The sequence below is a fragment of the Rhodococcus sp. NPDC055112 genome, assembly GCF_053607505.1.
Genome location: NZ_JBSGTR010000023.1, coordinates 12769 through 31420, shown reverse-complemented (window position 1 = coordinate 31420; position 18652 = coordinate 12769). Strand labels below are relative to the sequence as shown.

The following is an 18652-nucleotide window of genomic DNA, read 5'->3' as shown; positions in this document are numbered from 1 at the left end:
CGCGAGCGGGGGTCACCGGGCCCGGGCCGACTCGATCAAGCGGGACCGATTGATGCCCAGAAGTTCCAATGTCCTTGCGGCGGTGCCGTGCTCGAGTTCCGCGACTGCTGCGACCACGTCCGCGCCCGAGATCGGCCTGCGCTCCGACTTGGCCAGCGCGGTCGCGCTCCTGAAGGCGGCCTGCGCGGGTTCGGTCAGTCGCAGCGGCCCGGTCCTCGGTCGCTCGAGTGCCTGCGCGCCCGAGCGACCGGCCTCACTCAAACCCGCTGCGGTGAGGGCTTCTTCGTGCACGCGAGCGATCGCGTCGCGGAGTGCGTCCCTCGATACCCCTTCGTTGTCGAAGAGGCGTTGTGCGGAACCGTCGGGTAGGGACAGGGCCGCGAGGAGCAGGTGCTCGGCTCCAGGGTTCTGATCGCCGAGACGGTCGGCCTCGGCCTCGGTCTCCGCGAAAAGCTGCTTCATGGTGCGCATGTCACGTAGCGCGCGAGCGATCCTCATCGACTACTCCTTGTCTGCGTGGCGGTTGAGTCGCCGAGCGCGTGGGGGGCCCAGTCGCTTGTGCGCGGCCTGGCCGGAAATGCCGAGCGCCAGCCCGATCTGGGCCCAGGTCCAGCCCGCCTCGAGCGCCTGTTCGACGGCTTCGATCTCGAGCTGATCGGCCCGTCGCCGAAGGGCGACCACGGACGCGAACGCCTGATCGGGACTCTGGCTCATGCCCATCAACTTAGGTTGATAGGCATGAGCTGTCAACCTTTGTTGATGGGGTGGGGTTCGCCGTCCGGGTCGTGCCACACGAACAGCAATTGGTCCCGCTCGAGGGTCGCCCAGGCGCGGGTGGGCGTCGGGTGCGGGGACCCGCCCGCGGCTTCGCCGGCGCCGTTCCAGCGCCAGCGGTGGATCGGGCAGTCGATCGTGTCGCCCACGACGGAGCCGTGGCTGAGGTCGCCACCCATGTGCGGGCAGCGGGCGTCCAGGACCCTGATCTCGCCCCGGCGGTCGGCGAAGGCGACGAGCTTGGTGCCGAATGCCTCGATGGCGTGCGGCCTGCCGTCGCGATAGTCCTCGGCCGGTCCGAGGCAGTGCCATCCGGTCTCGACAGCGGTCACGGTGCGTCCCTTCGTTCTTCTCGGACGCGCAACCGTGTCAATCCGAAGACGCGGCGTCAACCGGGTCGATCCGCTGGGCGGGAACGCGCGTGGGCCGGCGTCGAGCCGACGACGGCTCACCAGTCCCAGCGCGGCACCTCCTGGCAGGGGTGCAGTTCGACGTCGTCTGTCGCATGCGAGTTCTGCACGGCCACTTCGGTGCCGAAGCGGAGGTAGTCGAGCAACGCGGTGCGGAATGTCGTGTCGGAGGGCAGCCCCGCGTCGTCGGCGGCGGTGAGGAACAGGTCGACGAATCGTTGTCGTTGTTCCTCACTGATCTGCTTGCCGCGGTGCGCCTCGAGCAGCGCGGGGAATCCGCCCAACTGGTCGGTGTAGGTGGTGGGACCGCCGAACACCTCGGCGAGGAAATCCGTCAGGTGGTCGATGTGGCTGGGGCTGCCCGCGCCGAACAGCGGGTGCAGGAGCGGATCGGCGAGGACCCGCGGGTACCAGGTTGCGACGAGGCGATGCAGTCCTTCCCGGCCGCCGACATGCTCGAATAGGGATTCGGTGGTGTTCCTGTCCGCTGTCATGGCACTCCTCGGTGAGGGACGAGACCGGTGATTACATGATTACAGAATTACCGAGGTTCCGCCGGGGGATGGGGCCTCCGCCCCCTCACCAGCGAAACATGGGCAGCGGACTCCAGGGTCTGGTGAGTGCTCGCCTGCCGCCCAGCTCGAGCAATCGGCGATGGAAGCCGGCATCCGGGAACTCCTGCCGCAGTGCGCGGTAGTGCCCGCGCGGCAGGCCGAAATTGCGCAGGCCCAGCGAGACGTCGATCCAGTCGGCGCGGCGGAAGATCTCCACGGCGTCCCGCGCGGCCCCGGCCGCGGTCACCTTGTGATGCTGCTGAATCAGCGCGGTGACCAGATCCTTCTTGTCGGCGTGGTCGTGTTCGCGCAGCCACCCGACAGCGCGCGTCGTCGAGGGGTCCAGGTAGTCGAAGGTTCCGTCGCTCCAGATGCCGAGGTCGTGATAGACCGCCGCCACCCGGAACGCGACCGGATCGGGCAGCTCGCCGCCCGCGAGCGTCGCGCACAGGCGCAGCACGCGTTCGACGTGATTGCGGTAGGCGGTGCGGTCCTTGCCCAGGGCCTGGTTCCATGGCTCGAAGAGGCTGTCGAGGTCGATCGGGTCCATGACTGGGGCCTCCCGGGCTGGCGGCGGACTATGAGACCGAGCTCCTGTCCAAACGGTAGCGGTCGTGCCATGGCATGGCCGCCTCCAACATCGCCGCTGCGGCCAGCAGGTCCGCGTCGGCGCCCCACTTCGCCGAGATCATCACGCCGAGCGGGACCCCCTCGTCGGTCCAGCCCAGCGGCAGGCTGACGGATGGGAAGCCCGTCGCATTCGCGACGATGGTGTTGCCGGTGAAGGCCACCATGTCCGCGAGCTCGGTGGCCGGGTCGGCGTCGTTGCGCAGCTCGCCGAGGGCGACGGGCGGCCGGGTGACGGTCGGCGTGATCACCAGGTCCACGTCCTCGTGGTCGAGGCTCCAGCGACGCGACCACGCCTGCACCAGCCCCACCGCGGCCGCGAGGTCGCCCGACGACGTCTCCCGCGCCCGAATCCGCAGGTGTCGCACGATGGGCCGCAGCAGGTGCTCGTACTCCTCCGGGATGGGCTTGGTGCCCGCCAGGGACGAGAACATCGTGATGAACGCGTCCGAGAACGCCGTGTCGACGGTCTGCGGACGCTCGATCACGGTGTGCCCCAGCGACTCGAGGTCGGCGCCAACCCGCGCGACGGCGGCCGACACCAGCGGGTCCACGGGGCCTCGCGACACCGACCCCTGGGCCAACGCGACGGTCAGCCTCCGCGACGATCCGTCGGCGCCGCGTACGACGGCGTCCTCGAAGGAGTCCGGCCGCGGAGGGTGCACGGTCCCGGCACCGGGGCGGGTCGCGAGCACGTCGAGCAGCGCGGCGGCATCGCGCACCGTCCTGGCGATCGGGCCCTTGCTGGCGAAGCCGAAACCGTCGTGCCCGGCGTACCCCATGGTGAGCAGTCCCCGGCTCGGCTTCAGTCCGACCACGCCGCACGTACTCGCCGGTGACCGGAGCGAGCCCGCGGTGTCGCTGCCCTGTGCGATCGGGACGAGGCCCGCGCCGACGGCGGCCGCGGCGCCGCCGCTGCTCCCGGCGGCGCTCCGCGCGGGGTCGAACGGGCTGCGTGAGGGCGGGGCCACGTCCGGTTCGGTGTAGCAGGCGGCGCCGAACTCCGGGACGGTGGTCTTGCCGATGTCGACGAGCCCGCCGTCGCGGATCGCCTCGACGATCTCGTCGTCCACCTCGGGGACGAAATCGCGGAAGATGGCCGAGCCGAACGTTGTTCGGATCCCGCGAGTGGTTTCGAGGTCCTTGATCGCGGTGGGGACGCCGAAGAGCCGGGGCAGGCCCTCCTCGCCTGCATCGAGCCGGGCCTGCGCGCGATCGGCGAGCTCGAGTGCGTGTTCGGTCGCCACCGTGGTGAAGGCGCCGACGTCATCCTGCGTGGTCGCCCGGTCGAGGAAGTGGCGCGTCACCTCGGGAACGGAGAGCTGTCGACGGGCGATCGCCTCGGCGAGATCGACGGCGGAGAGCTGGTGCAGATCTGTCACGACGGCCACCCTTTGTCATTTCGTTACGCGTATCGATATGGTGGGATGCATGGTAGCCGAATCCGGGGACACCGCAAGGGCGGGACGCCGAAAAGCAGTGAGCCACAGACAAATTCTCGAGGCCGCGACCCAGATCGCCGATGACGAGGGGCTCGACGCCGTGTCGTTCCGGGTGCTCGCGGACCGGTTGGGGACCTCGCCGATGGCCGTGCATCGCACCACCGGCGGCATCGACGCGCTGCGCCGGGACCTGGTGTCCACCCTGGTGGGCGAGGCCGTCGCGGCCATCGAGTGGCCCGAGCAGTGGCGCGCGGTCGCGCGGACCTTCGCCGACACCCTGCACGACCTGCTCATGCGGCACCCGCTCGTCCTCGAGGCGCACCGGCAGGCCGCGCTGGAGGCGCCGGGCGCCGACGACACCTCGCATCGCGTGGTCCGCGCCTTCCGCGAGGCCGGGTTGGGAGACGAGCGGGCCACGTATGCCTACGCCACGCTGCACGACTTCGTGACCGGGCATGTCGCCATCCGGCTCAGCCGCGGGGACTTCGGCACCGTTCCCGCCGAGCGCCGGGCGGCCTCGGTCTACGCCGATCACCACGATTACGACCGCCGCTTCGCCGCGGGGGTGGGACTGATCCTCGACGGTGTCGCCGTCGCCGCTGGCGCGCAGGCCCGGCACTGACCGCGTGACGGTCAGCACCGGGCCTCGAGCCCGCGACACCGGATACCCGTGCGGCGCCCGGTGTCGTCGGAAGGACTAGCCGACCAGCTTCGCCTTCAACGCGGCGATGGTGTCCTGGCTCAGTCCGAGACCCTGGGTGAGGTAGCTGCTCACGCTGCCGTAGTCGGCGGTGATCTGCGCGAGGCCGGCCTCCAGGAAGCTCTGGTCGACACCGAGGACCGGGGTCAGGTTGGCGGCGGCCTGCGCGCCCATGGCCGCGGTGATCTGCGCCAGGGTCTTCTGGTTGGTCTCCGCGAGGTAGGTGTTGCTCAGCAGGTAGTCGTCCATGACGGTGGCGGCGGGGACCCCGGCGATCGACTGCAGCAGCATGGCGGTCCAGCCGGTGCGGTCCTTGCCCGAGGTGCAGTGGAAGAGCTGTGCGCCGTCACCGGTGGCGATGTCCGTCAGCACCTGTGCGAAGCCGGCCCGGCGCGCGGGGTCGGTGACGAAGCTGCGGTTGGTGTCGACCATGAACTGGCGGCCCTGTTCGGGCGACTGGATGGTCTGGGCGAGCTGGACCAGGTCCGCGAACTCGATCGGGATGCTCTTGTATGCCACGCCGTCGGGGAGCTTGTCCTGGCCGCCGACCAGCGGGTTGGCGATCTCGGCCGCGCCACGCAGGTCGTAGACGTCGGCCAGGCCGAGGGTGGTGAGGGTCGCCTTGTCGGCGTCGCTGGTCTTGGTGAGCGCGTTGGAGCGGTAGATGACGCCACGCTTGAGGTGCTTGCCGTCGGCGGTGGCGTAACCGGCGCCGTCGTTGCCCGCCACGTCGCGGAAGTTGGCCACGGACGCCAGCTTCGGCGTCGGGGCGAGGACCGGGTTGCTCGAGCCCGGGTCGAGCAACCCGCCGAGCGAACCGGTGTCGATCGAGCTCAGATCGAAGGCGCCCGCGGTGGCGGGAGCGGTGAACAGCAGGCCGCCTGCGACCAGTAAGGCGGCGGCCCGCGCGGTTCGGGTGGAGAGCGTTCGGGAGCGTGTGGACATGTGATGGAGCCTCTCTCTATCTGAGTGGAACGGACCGACCGAAGGGATTGACGGACGGCGGACGCACCCGGCGAGGGCCGGGCCGGTCAGGGGGCGACGTCACCGATCCCGGTGAACCCGTAGCGCTGGTGGGGACCGATCACCGCCACCTCGAAGAGGCCGGCCCCGGTGCGGGTCCCGCCGTCCTCTGAGACTGTGAACCGGGCGAGGTTGTCCACCGGGCACAGCATCTTCTTCCAGGGCTCGATCTCCGAGACCTTTTCCCGCAGTCCCTGGACCACCAGCTCGCCCTGCCACATCCCGTGGCGCCAGTCCTGCTCGAGGCCATAGCCGGTGCCGACGCCCAGATAGTGCGGCAGGACCGGTTCGCAGGTGACCGAGAGGATCCGGTCCGGCTCGCCGGGTGCGCCGGGGCGTCGGAAGTGCAGGGTTCCGGTGGCGACCTCCCTGGTGCCGGGAACGAAGGTCAGCTCGTGGTCGGGTCGGCCCAGCCACTCCGGTTCCCTGGTGCGGTCCGACCAGACCCGCGTCGCGTCCTCGACGATGCGGCGACCCTGCTGGTCCTCCTGGATTACCGAGACGATGGAGTAGTCGCCGAACTGCATGATCGCGTAGATCCAGAAGAAGTTCTGGCTCCCGGCGAGCGCCGGATCCGCCTTGCGCCCAGGCGGTTCCGCCTCGCCGACCGGGCGGACGCCCCACGAACGGTCACGGTTGCCGCGCCAGGTGTCCGGGGTGACGGGCATGACCTCGCCGTCGACGGTGAGGGAACCCGACCAGGTGCCGGTCTGCACGAACCGCTGGGTGTCGAACGTGACCCGTTCGAGCTGGCGGTGGAAGTGCCGGGCCTCGAGGTTGGCGGGCCCGTCGGACTCGAAGACGAGATCGAAGCTCAGGTCGGGCGCCTCGGGGCTCGGGTCCAGCACCACGCGCAGGCGGTGCAGGCCCTCGAGGATCTCGATCCGCAACGGACCCACGGACAGGTCCATGCGGTCGTCGCCGAGCGCGCGGGACGCCCGGAAGACGATGTGGTCGTCGCCGCGCCGCAACACCGCAAAGCCATCGCACACACCGAGATTGGGGTACTGGCCGAGTCCGATGATGAGGAACAGCGGCTCGCTGTCGCCGTCGACGCCGGCGTGGCAGTTGAAGTAGTAGCGGTCGTAGAAGTTGCGATCGGAGGTGCCGACGTGCCTGATCGTCTCGGCGATCTGGTGCACCGGGTAGTCGTCGAGCGGGGAGAGCGTCACTCGGTGCCTCCCTGCGCGACCGAGGCCCAGTACGTGCCGTCGAGCATGGCCTCGAGCGTCGCTCGGTGCAGGATCATCTCGTCCGGGTTCGCCGGCAGCTCGGCCTGGCCGAACGCGACGGCGCGGCTCTGCACGCGGAACATGATCACGGCGTGTCGCAGCGCGGCGTAGAGGGTGTAGAAGTCCAGGTCCGCCGCTCGATGTCCGGTCATCTCCATGTAGGTCGCGGCCACGTCCTCGCGGCGCAGGAAGTCGGGCATGCCGGGCAGACCCGCCATGCCTGCGAGGTCCTCGAAGAACCTGTGCAGGAAGATCATCCAGCTGAGGTCGAGTTCGCGCGGCCCGACCGTGGCCATCTCCCAGTCGAGCACCGCCGTCGGCTCGAAGTCCCGGAACATCATGTTGCCGATCCGGGAATCGCCCCAGCACAGCACCGCGGGCCCGGCCTCGGTGGGCAGGTTCGACTCGATCCAGTCGAGTCCCCGTTCGATCAGCGGGGACCGGGGACCGTCGGCGGTGGCCCACTCGTAGTAACGCCGTTGCCCCTCGACGTGCGCGCGCAGTGCGGCCGCACCGGTCTGTTCGGTGCCTGCGGCGACCAGGTTCGGGCAGGTCAGGTGCGGATCGGCCATGGCGTGCAGCTCGGCGAGCACCCGGACCGAGGCCTGCTGGAGCCGGGCCCGCTCCTCGGCGGAGGCCTCGGACAGCCAGGATCCGAACGTGTAGGGCATGACGTCGGGCGGGACCTCCCCGTCGAGCCGCTCCATCACGAAGAACTCGCCACCGAGCGCATCGGGTGCGCTCTCGGACCAGTACACCCTGGGGATCGGCACCGAGGTGTGGGCGGCCACGGCGCGCATGACCTGGAACTGCTTGTCCAGGTCGTAGGACGGGAAGAGGGGTGCCGCGCTTGCGGGCGGGGCGATCCGGGCGACCAGGCGGTGCTCGGACCGACGCCCGTCCTCGGTCCACGTCGCGTCGAACAGCACTGTCTCGTTGGACATGCCGTTCGCGGCCGGGATCTCGACTGCGGTCACTGCGGGTTCCGAGCCGGGCTCGAGCACGGTCGCGAGCCAGCGCTCGAGGCTCGCCCGCATCACAGCCGGGTCGTTGCGGGATTCGCCGGGGCGGGCGAGTTCGGCGTAATCGGGATCTACGCCGACAGTTTCAGAGGTCATCACCACTCCTCGTGGTTCGGGTGGCGCCGATGCGCACGTGGCGATAGTCGATACACTTTGTATCGACTAAAGTCGTGACAGAATGTAACGGCCATCACACGAGGACGCAAGGGGTTTGTAGAAAATGCCGAGGGAACCCGAGGTCAAGCACCGGCTCGGACCACAACGAAATCCGGCGATCGACGCGGCGGTGCTCGAAGCCACCAGGCAGCTGCTGGTGGAGAAGGGGTACGCGGGGACCTCGATCGACGCCATCGCCACCCTCGCGGGTGTCGGGCGACCGGCGATCTACCGGCGTTGGCCGTCGAAGGCACACATCGTCAACGAGGCGATCTATCCGGTGCTGGATGCTGAGGAGGGCGCTGACCTCGGCGCCGAGCTCGGAGCCGAGGTCACGATCGCAGACCAGGTCCGCGCGCTGGTCCAGGGGGCGGTCGCCCTCTTCGCATCCCCTGCCACCCGGGCCGCGGCCCCCGGACTGATGAGCGAGGTGCGGACCAACGGGGAGTTGCGTGAGGTCCTGGTGGTGCGACAGCTTGCCGGGGTCCGGGTGGAGTTGAAGCGACGACTCGAGGCGGCGAGGGAGCGGGGCGAGATCCGCGACGGGGTAGACGCGGACACCCTCCTCGACATCATGGCCGGCGCGGCCATCTTCGCGCTGTCCGTCCGCGATGTCGACGATCCAGGGCCGTTTGCCGACTCGCTGGCCGACATCGTCCTGCGCGGCATCCTTCCCCCGGGGCAGTAGGCGCGGATCCCGCCGGGGTGAGGTGGTCGCGGCTAGGGTCGAGGTATGTCACCCTCCGGCGCGGAACATCATCGGCTGAATTACGTGGAGTTGTCGGTCACGAGCCTCGATGAGGCAGAGGACTTCTACCGCAAGGCATTCGGCTGGGAGTTCAACGCGTACGGCCCGCGGTACGCGGGCATCGTCGGGTCGGACGGCGAGGAGGTCGGGGGACTGCTGCAGGTGTCTGAACGCAGGCCCGCAGGCGGGCCGCTGGTGCTGCTGTTCTCGGTCGACCTCGATGCGTCGGTCGAGGCCGTGCGCGCAGCAGGCGGCACGGTCGTCAACGGCCCCTACGATTTCCCGGGCGGGCGCCGCTTCCACTTCACCGACCCGAGCGGTAACGAGCTCGGGGTCTGGTCCTCGACCTAGGGTCGCGCGCCCCGGCACCGTCGGGTGCACTCCCGCTGACACGGTCGCACCCCTTCTGGCGCTGCGACGCGGGTGCGCTCCTTCAGAAGGCGTGCGCGACAGGGCCAGCATTCGGATCGGCCCGCTGCACGGAAACCCGGATTCACTCGGCGGGATGGTGAAGAATGGATCTGTACCTCGCGGGAAAGTGCGCCCCGGTCGCTGGCTCGGCGGCGTCGACATCCTGAACAGCAACGCCTGCGCGGCCACCGGCCTCACCGTAACGCCGTCGAAAAAGCTCGGCGCCGAGGGAGTTTCGCAACCTCCAACGACGGTGCGACACCACGACTCTCGTGATCTCCCGACTCGTGCGAGCGCAGGAACCTTCGTCGAAGGGGGCACGATGAGATTCACCCGATTCGCCCGGTCCGTTCTGCTGGTGCTGACACTGCTCGTCACCACGTTCGTGGCAGGTGTGGTGCCGGCGTCCGCCGCGCCGCGTCCGACGATCGTGCTGGTGCACGGCGCCTTCGCTGACACCACCAGTTGGGACGGCGTCGCGGCCGACCTGCGTGGGCGCGGCTACACCGTCGTCGTGCCCGACAATCCGCTGCGCGGACCCGGCTACGACTCCGCCGCGATCGAGAAGACACTGGCCGGGATCTCCGGCCCGGTCGTCCTCGTCGGTCATTCGTACGGCGGCGCGGTCATCACCAACGTCCAGAACCCGAACGTGAAGGCCCTGGTCTATACCGCGGCCTTCGCACCGGCGCAGGGCGAGCCGGTGCAGCTGTACCTCGACCCGATCCGGTTCCCCGGCAGCCAACTGCTTCCGCCTGCGCTGCAGGTGAAGCTCGTCGACGACGCCCAGGCGATCGGTGGGAAGAACCTCGACGGCTACATCGCCGACGACGCCTTCCATCGCGTCTTCGCACCCGACGTCAGTGACGCGACGGCCGCGACCATGCTGGCACACCAGCGCTCGATCGCGCTGTGGGCCAACCTCGAACCGTCCGGCCCGACCTCGTGGTCGGCCACACCGAGCTGGTACCTGGTCTCCGCGGGCGACACGGTCATCCCGCCGGCCGCGCAGCGATTCATGGCCAACCGGATCGGCGCACACACCAGCGAGGTCCAGGCCTCGCACGTCGCGCTGGTCTCCCAGCCACGGGTCGTGGCCGACACGATCGTCGCAGCTGCCGACGCAACCTAGACGGCCAGGCAGTCGAACGGGCGCCCGCCACCCGCTCGACTGCCCGTGGTCGCGCCGACTACCGGTTGCGGTAGTGCTCCTTGAGCCAGCGCGACTGCACCTTGACCTGGCGTGTCCGCTCGGCCTGCAGGCGTGCGTCGGTGCGCGCGGCCATCCACTCGTTCTCGCGTTGTAGCTTGCGGTAGCTGTCGAGCCGGCGCTGCGGCAGCTCATCGCGCTCGACCGCCCCGCGTACCGCGCAGCCCGGTTCGGCGGTGTGGTTGCAGTCGCCGAACCTGCACTGCTCGGCGAGGGCGTCGATCTCGCTGAACGCCCGGCCGATTCCGTCGGCCGCGTCCCACAGCCCGACACCGCGCAGCCCGGGTGTGTCGATGAGGGCGCCGCCGCCCGGCAGTGGCACCAGCTCGCGATGCGCGGTCACGTGGCGGCCCTTGTGGTCACCGTGCCGGACCTCACCGGTCGCGAACAGGTCCGCACCGAGCAGCGCGTTTGCCAACGTCGACTTGCCCGCGCCGGACTGCCCCACGAGCGCGACGGTGCCGTCGACAGCCGCGATCAGAACGTCGAGACCGTCGCCGGTCCTGGCGCTGACCGCGAGCACCGTGGCGCCCGGCGCGGTCGCCGCGACATCGGCGATGGTGTGGGAGACATCCAGGGCCGCATCGGATTTCGTCAATGCGACCACGGGAGTCGCCCCGCTCTCCCAGGCGAGGGCGAGAAAGCGCTCGATACGGCCGAGGTCTACGTCGGTGTCGAGCGCGGCCGCGATGACGACGGTGTCCACATTGGCGGCGAGCACCTGACTCTCGGAGCGGATCGACGCCGAGGCGCGCACGATGGCGCTGAGTCTGGGCAGGACGTCCACGACGGCCGAGCCGCCGACGGTGACCCAGTCGCCGGTGCAGACCGACTGGGCGCCGGTGCGCGCACGGACCTGTCCGGATTCGGTGACGACGTCGCATTCGCCGCGGTCGACGCGGACGACGCGACCGGGTTCGCAGAGGTCGAGTTCGAGGGTGCTGAAGGCATGGGAGACCGACTCGTTCCAGCCGAAGCGGACGAGGTGATGGGGAGTGAACATGGGTGTGATCCTTCGACGGGGGGCGCCGACCGGGTCACGTCACGTGAGGCGCCGGTCAGGCGAGAGGGCAGGGGAGCGAGACGGCGCACGCGGCGCCGAACGGCCAGGCGGCCATGCGGTTCCCCTCCCTGGAGTCGACTGTCGGATCGGACCAACCGATGGTGCAGCACGAGGCAGTTCTGCCGCAACCGATTTTCCGGTCCTGCGGTTCGCTCGCCTGTCCGGCGAGGGCGTCGAGCTCGTCAGCGTCGCGGGCCGGGAGCGTAGCGAAGGGCGGACGGGTAGGTCCTCAGCGGTCCTCGTCGTGATGGGCCGCAGGCTCTTTCGGCCGTGCGCGCACGTGGGCCCGCTCGCCCTGCGGGCCGAACAGGTGGAGGATCTCGACCGGCTGATCGCCCAGCGGGCCGAACCAGTGCGGCTCGCCGGTGTCGAACTCGGCCACCTCCCCGGGGCGCAACAGCACCTCGCGCTCGCCGAGGATCAGGCGCAGGTCACCCGCGAGGACGTAAAGCCACTCGTACCCGGCGTGGGTCACCAGCTTGGGCGTGCACGGCCCGATCACCTGCTTGAAGACCTGAACCCGGCCCGGGTAGTCGGTCAGCGATATGACGACGCTGCCGTTGCGGCGTCGCCGCGGTGTGAGGTGGACGCGCGGATCGCCGGTGGCCGGGGCTCCGACGAGCTGGTCGAGCGCCACCCGATGCACCCGACCAAGGGGCACAAGAAGATCCAGGGTCGGGCGTCGCTTGCCCGATTCGAGCCGCGACAGCGCACTGACGGAGATGCCGGTCGCTGCGGAGAGCGACTCGAGGGTCATGCCGCGATCGCGGCGGAGCGAGCGCAGTCGCGGTCCGACGTCGGCGAGCATCTGCTCGAGCTCGGTGTCCATGCCGCTCATCTTTGCAGTCTTCGCAAATTTTCTACCGGGTACGCGGGATCGACTGCGACGATCCCCCCGACGAATGGGGATCGGCGCAGCGGGGGATCCGCGCGCGGTCCGGACGAACCGACCGGAGGAAATCGATCGTGCGACCTCAGCCAGGAATCAGCACCACGCCGCCGCCGAATCCGCCATCGCAGCCGCGTCAGGGGCTCCCGACGGGGCCGGTCGATCCCGGGGGCAGCAGCGGCAGGAGGGGCTGGGTCGTGCTCGCCATCTGCTGCCTGAGCCTGTTCGTGGTCGGACTGGACACGACCATGGTCAACGTGGCCCTGCCTGCGATCGGGCAGGACCTGAACGTCGGCACTTCCGGCCTCGAGTGGACGGTCAACGCCTACACGCTGGTCCTGGCGAGCCTGCTGATCTCCTCAGGCGCGGTGGCCGATCGGGTCGGGCGGCGACGGGTCTTCCAGCTCGGGCTGATCGTGTTCGGTGTCGCGTCCGCCGCGTGCGCGCTGGCGCCGTCCGTCGGTCTCCTGATCGGCGCCAGAGTGGTGCAGGGCGTCGGCGGGTCGATGCTCAGCCCGGTCGCGTTGGCGATCGTGGTCAACGTGATCACCGATCCCAAGGAGCGGGCCCGGGCAATCGGCGTGTGGGCCGCGGTCTTCGGCGTCAGCATGGCCGCGGGGCCCGTGACCGGTGGCGCGCTCGTCGAGAGCCTCGGCTGGCGATCGGTGTTCTGGATCAACGTGCCGGTGGTCGTTGCCGTCCTGCTGTTGACCGCATTGTTCGTCCCGGAATCGAGAGGCCAACGGCCGAGAAGGCTCGACGTGCCCGGTCAGCTGCTCCTCATCGTCATGGTCGGTGGCGCGGTGGCGATGCTCATCGAGGGCCCGAGAATCGGATGGGTTTCCCCCGTCGCGCTGATCGGATACGCGGTGGTCGCCGCCGCCACGGCCGGTTTCGTGTGGGCCGAGTCCCGGCGACGCGAACCCCTCATGGATCTTCGGCTGTTCCGGCGAAAGTCGTTCACCGGGGCCGTGGTCGGCGCCGTCGTAGTGTTCGTGGCACTGAACGCCACGTTGCTGCTCGGCACGCTTTACCTCCAAGACGGGCGAGGAATGAGCGCCCTCGCCGCCGGCGCCGTCACCCTCCCGATGGCCCTCGGCGCCACGGTCTGCGCGCCGCTCTCCGGGATCCTCGTCGGACGTGTCGGCCCGCGGCGGCCCCTGCTGATCGCGGGGACCTTCACCACCCTCGGCGGCCTGTGCCTGGTGGCACTGGACGACGACACCAGCCTCCTGGTGTTGCTGCTGGCCTACCTGCTGCTCGGGGTCGGCTTCGGCTTCTCGAACGCCCCGATCACCAACACCGCGGTGAACGGCCTGCCAGCCGACCGTTCGGGGGTTGCGGGCGGGCTGACCTCCACCGCGCGTCAACTCGGCGCCGCCGTCGGCGTTGCCCTTGCGGGCGGCGTCATCGCCGCCACCGCCCCCGCCGACCTCGCGCACGCCTCCCGCCCCGGCTGGATGCTCGTCGCCTGCTGCGGACTGCTGGTGCTCCTCGTCGCCCGGGTGTCGCCGACGGCCGGGAAGCCGAGTTGACCGACCCCGCGCCGCCCGAACTTCGGATCGCCCGAAGAAAGTTCGTGACCGTGTCGATCCGCGACCTTTCCCGTTCGACCTATGGATGAGAGGGTCCGAGAGGGACCCGGACCACCGAGGGAGACAACGATGAAGTTCATGCTGATCATGCGCGCGACGGACGAGGCCTACGCGGGGATGGCGAACGCCGACATGACCGAGATGCTCGAGACCGTCGGCCGGTTCAACGACGAGCTGATCCGGGCCGGCGTGCTGGTCGCCGCGGAGGGGCTCGACGACGCCGCCGATGGTGTGGTCGTCGACTACTCCTCCGAGCCGCCGGTGGTCACCGATGGCCCGTATGGCGAGACCAAGGAGCTGTTCGGCGGCTTCTACCTTCTCGACGTGGCATCGAAGGAGGAGGCGATCGAGTGGGCCAAGCGGGTCCCGTCGGCGGGACCGGGCTTCAAGACCGAGATCCGTCGGGTCCCGTCCATCGACGAGTTCCCGCAGGACAACGAGTGGATCCAGAAGGAGCGGGCGTGGCGCGAGGCCACCGGCCAGCTCTGAGCGGCCGACAGGCGATGGCCGATCCCACCGGCCGTGAGGCCGTCGCCGCGGTCTGGCGGATCGAGTCGGCGCGGATCGTCGGCGCGCTCGCGCGGTACACCGGCGACTTCGCGCTGGCCGAGGACCTCGCCCAGGAGGCGCTCGCCGAGGCGCTGGTGAACTGGCCCCGCGATGGCGTGCCGCGCAACCCCGCGGGGTGGCTGCTCACCGTCGGCCGTCGCCGTGCCATCGACGCCTTTCGTCGGCGCTCCGCCCTCGACGAGAGGTACGCCGCCCTCGCCAACGACCTGGTCGAGGGCGGCGTCGTCGCGGGCGGCGCCCCCGCCGAACCGGCCCTGGTCGCCGAGGACGTGCTGTGGGATCCGGACCGGATCGACGACGACGTGCTCGCGTTGATGTTCATCTCCTGCCACCCCGTGCTGTCGCGGGAGGCGAGGGTGGCGCTGACCCTGCGGGTGGTCGGCGGCCTGACCAGTGACGAGATCGCCAGGGCGTTCATCGTGCCGACCGCGACCGTGCAGGCTCGGATCACCAGGGCGAAGAAGACCCTCGGCGCGGCCCGGGTGCCGTTCGAGGTGCCGCCTGCGCCGGAGCGCGCGGAGCGGCTCGGCTCGGTGCTCAGCGTGATCTACCTGATCTTCACCGAGGGCTCCTCGGCCAGCGCCGGTGGCGACCTGATCCGGCTCGATCTCGCGAGCGAGGCCCGGCGCCTCGCGCGGGTGCTGACCCGGCTGGTGCCGAACGAACCGGAGGCGCACGGACTACTGGCGCTGCTCGAGCTGACCGCGGCGCGCTTCCCCGCCCGTACCGGGCCGGACGGCGAGCCGGTGCTGCTCGAACATCAGGATCGCCGCCGCTGGGACCACGCGGCGATCCGCCGGGGGCGCGCCGCCCTTGCCCGTGCCGAGCGGGCCGGCCGGGGCCTCGGTGCCTACGGCCTGCAGGCGGCGATCGCCGAATGTCACGCCGTCGCACCGTCTGTCGACGCGACGGACTGGGAGCGGATCGTCCTCGTCTACGAGGCGCTGGGCAGGCTCGCGCCGTCGCCGGTGGTCGAGCTCAATCGCGCGGTGGCGGTCTCGATGGCCAAGGGTCCCGCCGCGGCGCTGCCGATCGTGAACGAGTTGGCGGCGGCAGGGGTGCTGTCGACCTCGCACCTGCTGCCGACCGTTCGAGGCGAGCTGCTCACCAGACTGGGTCGCACCGAGGAGGCGCGCACCGAGCTGGAACTCGCAGTTCGGTTGTGTGGCAATGAGCGCGAGCGCGCGGTGTTGGCACGCAAGCTCGTCGATCTGAACTAACGGATGAGATGTCCGGGAACCGCAGAACGGTTTCGCAGAACCGGCTAGCGGTCTAGTGTGAGGTGATGGCCGAGGCGGGACTGGCGGCGGGCACGGTGGACGGCGGGGTGCGCAGCATCGCCCGGGCAGTCGACGTGCTCCAGTTGTTCGACGTCGATCATCCGCACCGCACGCTGCGCGAGATCGTGTCGTTGACAGGCCTGCCGAAGACCACCGCTGTGCGGGTACTGGCCACCCTTGACGCTCTCGGACTGATCGTCGATCTACGCGACTCCAGCTACAGCCTGGGTGCGGGTTTCCTGCGCTGGGTCGATCTCGCGGGAACCTTGTGGGAAGTCGGTGCGGACGCGCGGCGCGTCATGACCCGTCTCGTCGACACGTGCGGTGAGACGGTCAACGTGTACATCCGCCTGGACCTCAGCCGGGTCTCGATCGCGCAGGTCGAGGGAACCGCCACCGTGCGGAGCGTGGTGAGGACCGGCGTCCCGTACGCCCTCGAAACCGGGGCTGCCGCGAAGATCCTCCTCGGGGGAGCGCCCGAGTCGGTGCTGCGCCAACTCGCCGCGGGCCGCCCCGATCTCGACCTCGACTCGCTTCGCAGCGAAGTGCTCGGCATCAGTCAGGCCGGATATGCGGTGACCCACGGCGAACGCGAACTCGGCGCATCGGCCGTCGCGGCACCCATCCTCGCTGCAGGCGGACGCGTGCTGGCGGCGCTGTCCATCGGTGGTCCCACCTCCCGATTCACCGCCGATCGGGTGGGGCGCTATGTCGACGCGGTCACCGAGTCCGCGGCAGAGATCAGCAGCATCGGTCTGGGAAGTGTGGAGGCATTCCTGTGAACGGAGAGCACGAACACGACATCGAGGGCAGGGGCTCGGACGCGAACGTCGGGCTGCTCGCAGGCGTCCGCGTCCTGGACATGACGAACGTCCTCGCGGGCCCGTTCGCCGGCTATCAACTCGCGCTCATGGGCGCCGACGTCATCAAGATCGAGACACCCGGGACCGGTGATCTCGCCCGCCAGCTCGGCGACAGCGCCGAGCTGAGCAGTGAGCGTCTGGGGACGTCCTTCCTGGCGCAGAACTCCGGAAAACGTTCTCTCACGGTCAACCTCAAGACGGCGGGCGGCAGGGAAGTGTTCGAGAAGCTGGTGGCGCGCGCCGACGTCCTGCTCGAGAACTTCCGGCCCGGAGTCCTCGAACGACTCGGATTCGGTTGGGACAGACTACGTTCCATCAATCCCCGACTCGTGTACTGCGCCGTCTCCGGATTCGGCGCCGACGGACCCATGCGGACGAGGCCCGCTTACGACCAGGTCGTCCAGGGGTTGTCGGGGATCATGTCGGTCACCGGCACTCGCGATACCGCGCCGCTGCGGGTCGGCTACCCGGTCTGCGACAGTTTCGGTGGGCTCGCCGCGGCCTTCGCCGTGTCCTCGGCCCTGGTGCGCCAACAGCGCACCGGGCAGGGTGCCTATCTGGACACCTCGATGCTCGACGCCGCCCTCACCTCGATGGGATGGGTGGTCTCCGATCACCTCATCGCCGGCCGCGAACCGACACCGATGGCGAACGAGAACATCACCTCGGCGCCGTCCGGCACCTTCCGCACCGCCGACGGAGCCCTCAATATCGCGGCGAACAAGCAGGAACAGTTCGAGATCCTGTGCCGAGTCCTCGACCGCCTCGAGCTTGTCGACGATCCGCGCTTCGCCACCCGGGAGGACCGCAAACTCAACAGGGACGTGCTGCGCGAGGAGCTCGAAACATCACTCAAGGCGAAGTCGGCCGCGGAATGGGACGAGATCTTCCTTGGCGCCGGTGTCCCCGCGGCCCCGGTGGTGTCGGTACCCCAGGCCCTGGGCTCGGAGCAGGTCGTCCGTCGCGGTCTGGTCGCCACCGTCGAGTCGCCTGCTGCCGGTGGCGGCACCCTGCGGGTCCTCGGGCTTCCCACACATGTCGACGGACATGCGGTGTCGCCGTCGTCGCCCGCGCCGAGATTGGGCGAGCACACCGACGAGATCCTCGCCGAGATCGGCTACGGTCGGCCCGAGATCGACCGTCTCCGTGAGGATCACGCGATATGAGCAGCGCGCGCGACGACGCGCTGTCCCGCACAGGAAGCCGGGACGTCGTCGACTGGTGGTCGACCGCGATCAGCGACATCGAGCCGGGCGTCATCCGTCTGCGTGGGTTCCCCGTCGAGCAGCTCATCGACGGGGTCGGATTCGTCGAGATGATCTGGCTCATGGTGCGGGGTGACCTACCGACGCGCGCGCAGGCGTCGCTGCTCGAGAAGGCACTGGTGTCTGCGGTCGACCATGGTCCGCAGGCGCCGTCGATCGCGGCGGCCCGCATGGCCGCGACCTGCGGGGTCGGCCTGCACGGCGCCATCTCCACGGGAGTGGGCCTGCTCGGCGACGACCACGGCGGCGCCGGGCAGCAATGCGTGGAGGTCCTCGACGGCATCCGCCGAGCCACCCTCGCCGGTGCGGACCTCGGGGAGGCCGTGCGGCGTTCCCTCGACGCGCTCGCCTCCGAGCGCCGCTACGTGCCCGGTTTCGGACACCGCTTCCACCCACGCGATCCCCGGCGCGACCCCCTGCTCGACGCGGTGCGGTGTCACGTGGACCTCGGCACGGTCCCCGGGAATCATCTCGTCATCGCCGAGGAGATCGAACGTCAACTCGCGCAACGGCATGCCCGCCCCGTGCCGATGAACATCGACGGCGCCACCGCGGTCATCTACGCGGAGCTCGGATTCGCACAGGAACTCGCCCGCGGCCTGTTCATCCTGTCCCGGTCGGTCGGGATCCTGGCGCACTCCTGGGAAGAGTACGAGGGAGGACGTCGGATCAAGGGGCCGATGCCGCCGCCACTACTCGCCGCCTACACCGGCCCTGCTCAACGAGACGTTGATCGCGGCCCGGATGCCGAACGCTCTGTGCCGGTGGGCGAATGACGACATCGGCCTCACCGTCGGCGCCTGAGCTGGTTAGCCTGG

At 69.8% G+C, this 18652-nt stretch carries 21 protein-coding genes; 10 read left to right on the top strand and 11 right to left on the bottom strand.

Translation table 11 applies throughout. The annotated features are described in order from the left end of the window. Nucleotides 1-12 precede the first annotated feature (12 nt). The 6 genes from ACWFRB_RS13020 to ACWFRB_RS12995 form a co-directional block, all read right to left on the bottom strand. Nucleotides 13-498 carry a Clp protease N-terminal domain-containing protein gene (locus tag ACWFRB_RS13020; protein WP_452641493.1) on the bottom strand — a complete coding sequence of 162 codons (486 nt, stop codon included), beginning with the start codon at nt 496-498 and terminating at the stop codon, nt 13-15. Between the two features lie 3 nt (nt 499-501). Then, entirely contained in the window at nt 502-714 is a 213-nt protein-coding gene (locus tag ACWFRB_RS13015) for a hypothetical protein (protein ID WP_452641492.1), read from the bottom strand. Between the two features lie 32 nt (nt 715-746). After that, nucleotides 747-1106, bottom strand: a complete 360-nt coding sequence (locus tag ACWFRB_RS13010; protein WP_452641491.1) for a Rieske 2Fe-2S domain-containing protein — start codon at nt 1104-1106, stop codon at nt 747-749. Between the two features lie 116 nt (nt 1107-1222). Continuing rightward, entirely contained in the window at nt 1223-1678 is a 456-nt protein-coding gene (locus tag ACWFRB_RS13005) for a group II truncated hemoglobin (RefSeq protein ID WP_452641490.1), read from the bottom strand. 85 nt (nt 1679-1763) lie between these two features. Next, nucleotides 1764-2288 (bottom strand): hypothetical protein, encoded by a 525-nt coding sequence (locus ACWFRB_RS13000; protein WP_452641488.1) that lies wholly within the window; start codon nt 2286-2288, stop codon nt 1764-1766. Nucleotides 2289-2316: 28 nt separating this feature from the next. Further along, a complete protein-coding gene (locus ACWFRB_RS12995) occupies nt 2317-3747 on the bottom strand; it encodes an amidase (RefSeq protein ID WP_452641487.1) in 1431 nt (476 codons plus the stop codon). Between the two features lie 49 nt (nt 3748-3796). Here ACWFRB_RS12995 and ACWFRB_RS12990 point away from each other — a divergent pair, with 49 nt between their 5' ends. Beyond that, on the top strand, nt 3797-4429 hold the full coding sequence (locus ACWFRB_RS12990) for a TetR/AcrR family transcriptional regulator (RefSeq protein ID WP_452641485.1): 633 nt from the start codon (nt 3797-3799) through the stop codon (nt 4427-4429). A 75-nt stretch (nt 4430-4504) separates the two neighbouring features. Here ACWFRB_RS12990 and ACWFRB_RS12985 read toward each other — a convergent pair whose 3' ends face one another. The 3 genes from ACWFRB_RS12985 to ACWFRB_RS12975 all read right to left on the bottom strand — a co-directional run bounded on the left by ACWFRB_RS12985 (nt 4505) and on the right by ACWFRB_RS12975 (nt 7880). Next, nucleotides 4505-5452: a tyrosine-protein phosphatase gene (locus tag ACWFRB_RS12985; protein ID WP_452641484.1), complete on the bottom strand. Its 948-nt coding sequence runs from the start codon at nt 5450-5452 to the stop codon at nt 4505-4507. Nucleotides 5453-5538: 86 nt separating this feature from the next. After that, nucleotides 5539-6702 (bottom strand): hypothetical protein, encoded by a 1164-nt coding sequence (locus tag ACWFRB_RS12980; protein WP_452641482.1) that lies wholly within the window; start codon nt 6700-6702, stop codon nt 5539-5541. Next, a complete protein-coding gene (locus tag ACWFRB_RS12975; protein ID WP_452641480.1) occupies nt 6699-7880 on the bottom strand; it encodes a phosphotransferase family protein in 1182 nt (393 codons plus the stop codon). The genes ACWFRB_RS12980 and ACWFRB_RS12975 overlap by 4 nt, the downstream gene beginning before the upstream one ends. Nucleotides 7881-8004: 124 nt before the next feature. On the opposite strand from ACWFRB_RS12975, the gene ACWFRB_RS12970 reads away from it, so the two are divergent. The 3 genes from ACWFRB_RS12970 (at nt 8005) to ACWFRB_RS12960 (ending at nt 10231) form a co-directional block, all read left to right on the top strand. Further along, nucleotides 8005-8628, top strand: coding sequence for a TetR/AcrR family transcriptional regulator (locus ACWFRB_RS12970; RefSeq protein ID WP_452641478.1), 624 nt, complete (start codon nt 8005-8007; stop codon nt 8626-8628). Between the two features lie 45 nt (nt 8629-8673). Then, the gene (locus ACWFRB_RS12965) at nt 8674-9039 is read left to right on the top strand and encodes a VOC family protein (protein ID WP_452641477.1); all 366 of its coding nucleotides are present in this window, start codon (nt 8674-8676) and stop codon (nt 9037-9039) included. Nucleotides 9040-9421: 382 nt separating this feature from the next. Then, the gene (locus tag ACWFRB_RS12960) at nt 9422-10231 is read left to right on the top strand and encodes an alpha/beta fold hydrolase (RefSeq protein WP_452641475.1); all 810 of its coding nucleotides are present in this window, start codon (nt 9422-9424) and stop codon (nt 10229-10231) included. Between the two features lie 58 nt (nt 10232-10289). Here the strand turns inward: ACWFRB_RS12960 and rsgA are convergent, their stop codons facing one another. Together rsgA and ACWFRB_RS12950 are read right to left on the bottom strand one after the other, a co-directional pair. Beyond that, nucleotides 10290-11312 carry a ribosome small subunit-dependent GTPase A gene (gene rsgA, locus ACWFRB_RS12955; RefSeq protein WP_452641474.1) on the bottom strand — a complete coding sequence of 341 codons (1023 nt, stop codon included), beginning with the start codon at nt 11310-11312 and terminating at the stop codon, nt 10290-10292. 289 nt (nt 11313-11601) lie between these two features. Then, nucleotides 11602-12210 (bottom strand): cupin domain-containing protein, encoded by a 609-nt coding sequence (locus ACWFRB_RS12950; RefSeq protein WP_452641472.1) that lies wholly within the window; start codon nt 12208-12210, stop codon nt 11602-11604. Between the two features lie 128 nt (nt 12211-12338). Between ACWFRB_RS12950 and ACWFRB_RS12945 the strand changes: the two genes are divergently transcribed. From ACWFRB_RS12945 to ACWFRB_RS12920, 6 genes are all read left to right on the top strand, one after another. Next, nucleotides 12339-13796: an MFS transporter gene (locus tag ACWFRB_RS12945; protein ID WP_452641470.1), complete on the top strand. Its 1458-nt coding sequence runs from the start codon at nt 12339-12341 to the stop codon at nt 13794-13796. 129 nt (nt 13797-13925) lie between these two features. Beyond that, a complete protein-coding gene (locus tag ACWFRB_RS12940) occupies nt 13926-14345 on the top strand; it encodes a YciI family protein (protein ID WP_452641469.1) in 420 nt (139 codons plus the stop codon). A gap of 14 nt (nt 14346-14359) precedes the next feature. Then, nucleotides 14360-15646, top strand: coding sequence for an RNA polymerase sigma factor (locus tag ACWFRB_RS12935; RefSeq protein ID WP_452641544.1), 1287 nt, complete (start codon nt 14360-14362; stop codon nt 15644-15646). A 65-nt stretch (nt 15647-15711) separates the two neighbouring features. Continuing rightward, complete coding sequence (locus tag ACWFRB_RS12930) at nt 15712-16488, top strand: IclR family transcriptional regulator (protein ID WP_452641467.1); 777 nt, start codon at nt 15712-15714, stop codon at nt 16486-16488. Then, nucleotides 16485-17735, top strand: a complete 1251-nt coding sequence (locus ACWFRB_RS12925; protein WP_452641465.1) for a CaiB/BaiF CoA transferase family protein — start codon at nt 16485-16487, stop codon at nt 17733-17735. Before ACWFRB_RS12930 ends, ACWFRB_RS12925 begins: the two co-directional genes overlap by 4 nt. Continuing rightward, nucleotides 17732-18610: a citryl-CoA lyase gene (locus tag ACWFRB_RS12920; RefSeq protein WP_452641463.1), complete on the top strand. Its 879-nt coding sequence runs from the start codon at nt 17732-17734 to the stop codon at nt 18608-18610. The genes ACWFRB_RS12925 and ACWFRB_RS12920 overlap by 4 nt, the downstream gene beginning before the upstream one ends. Nucleotides 18611-18652: the final 42 nt, after the last annotated feature.

Bases quoted from the DNA above. Each gene is read 5' to 3' on its own strand.
- ACWFRB_RS13020 (WP_452641493.1), bottom strand. From the start codon at position 498: ATGAGGATCGCTCGCGCGCTACGTGACATGCGCACCATGAAGCAGCTT.
- ACWFRB_RS13015 (WP_452641492.1), bottom strand. From the start codon at position 714: ATGAGCCAGAGTCCCGATCAGGCGTTCGCGTCCGTGGTCGCCCTTCGG.
- ACWFRB_RS13005 (WP_452641490.1), bottom strand. From the start codon at position 1,678: ATGACAGCGGACAGGAACACCACCGAATCCCTATTCGAGCATGTCGGC.
- ACWFRB_RS13000 (WP_452641488.1), bottom strand. From the start codon at position 2,288: ATGGACCCGATCGACCTCGACAGCCTCTTCGAGCCATGGAACCAGGCC.
- ACWFRB_RS12990 (WP_452641485.1), top strand. From the start codon at position 3,797: ATGGTAGCCGAATCCGGGGACACCGCAAGGGCGGGACGCCGAAAAGCA.
- ACWFRB_RS12985 (WP_452641484.1), bottom strand. From the start codon at position 5,452: ATGTCCACACGCTCCCGAACGCTCTCCACCCGAACCGCGCGGGCCGCC.
- ACWFRB_RS12975 (WP_452641480.1), bottom strand. From the start codon at position 7,880: ATGACCTCTGAAACTGTCGGCGTAGATCCCGATTACGCCGAACTCGCC.
- ACWFRB_RS12970 (WP_452641478.1), top strand. From the start codon at position 8,005: ATGCCGAGGGAACCCGAGGTCAAGCACCGGCTCGGACCACAACGAAAT.
- ACWFRB_RS12965 (WP_452641477.1), top strand. From the start codon at position 8,674: ATGTCACCCTCCGGCGCGGAACATCATCGGCTGAATTACGTGGAGTTG.
- ACWFRB_RS12960 (WP_452641475.1), top strand. From the start codon at position 9,422: ATGAGATTCACCCGATTCGCCCGGTCCGTTCTGCTGGTGCTGACACTG.
- rsgA (WP_452641474.1), bottom strand. From the start codon at position 11,312: ATGTTCACTCCCCATCACCTCGTCCGCTTCGGCTGGAACGAGTCGGTC.
- ACWFRB_RS12950 (WP_452641472.1), bottom strand. From the start codon at position 12,210: ATGAGCGGCATGGACACCGAGCTCGAGCAGATGCTCGCCGACGTCGGA.
- ACWFRB_RS12940 (WP_452641469.1), top strand. From the start codon at position 13,926: ATGAAGTTCATGCTGATCATGCGCGCGACGGACGAGGCCTACGCGGGG.
- ACWFRB_RS12935 (WP_452641544.1), top strand. From the start codon at position 14,360: ATGGCCGATCCCACCGGCCGTGAGGCCGTCGCCGCGGTCTGGCGGATC.
- ACWFRB_RS12930 (WP_452641467.1), top strand. From the start codon at position 15,712: ATGGCCGAGGCGGGACTGGCGGCGGGCACGGTGGACGGCGGGGTGCGC.
- ACWFRB_RS12920 (WP_452641463.1), top strand. From the start codon at position 17,732: ATGAGCAGCGCGCGCGACGACGCGCTGTCCCGCACAGGAAGCCGGGAC.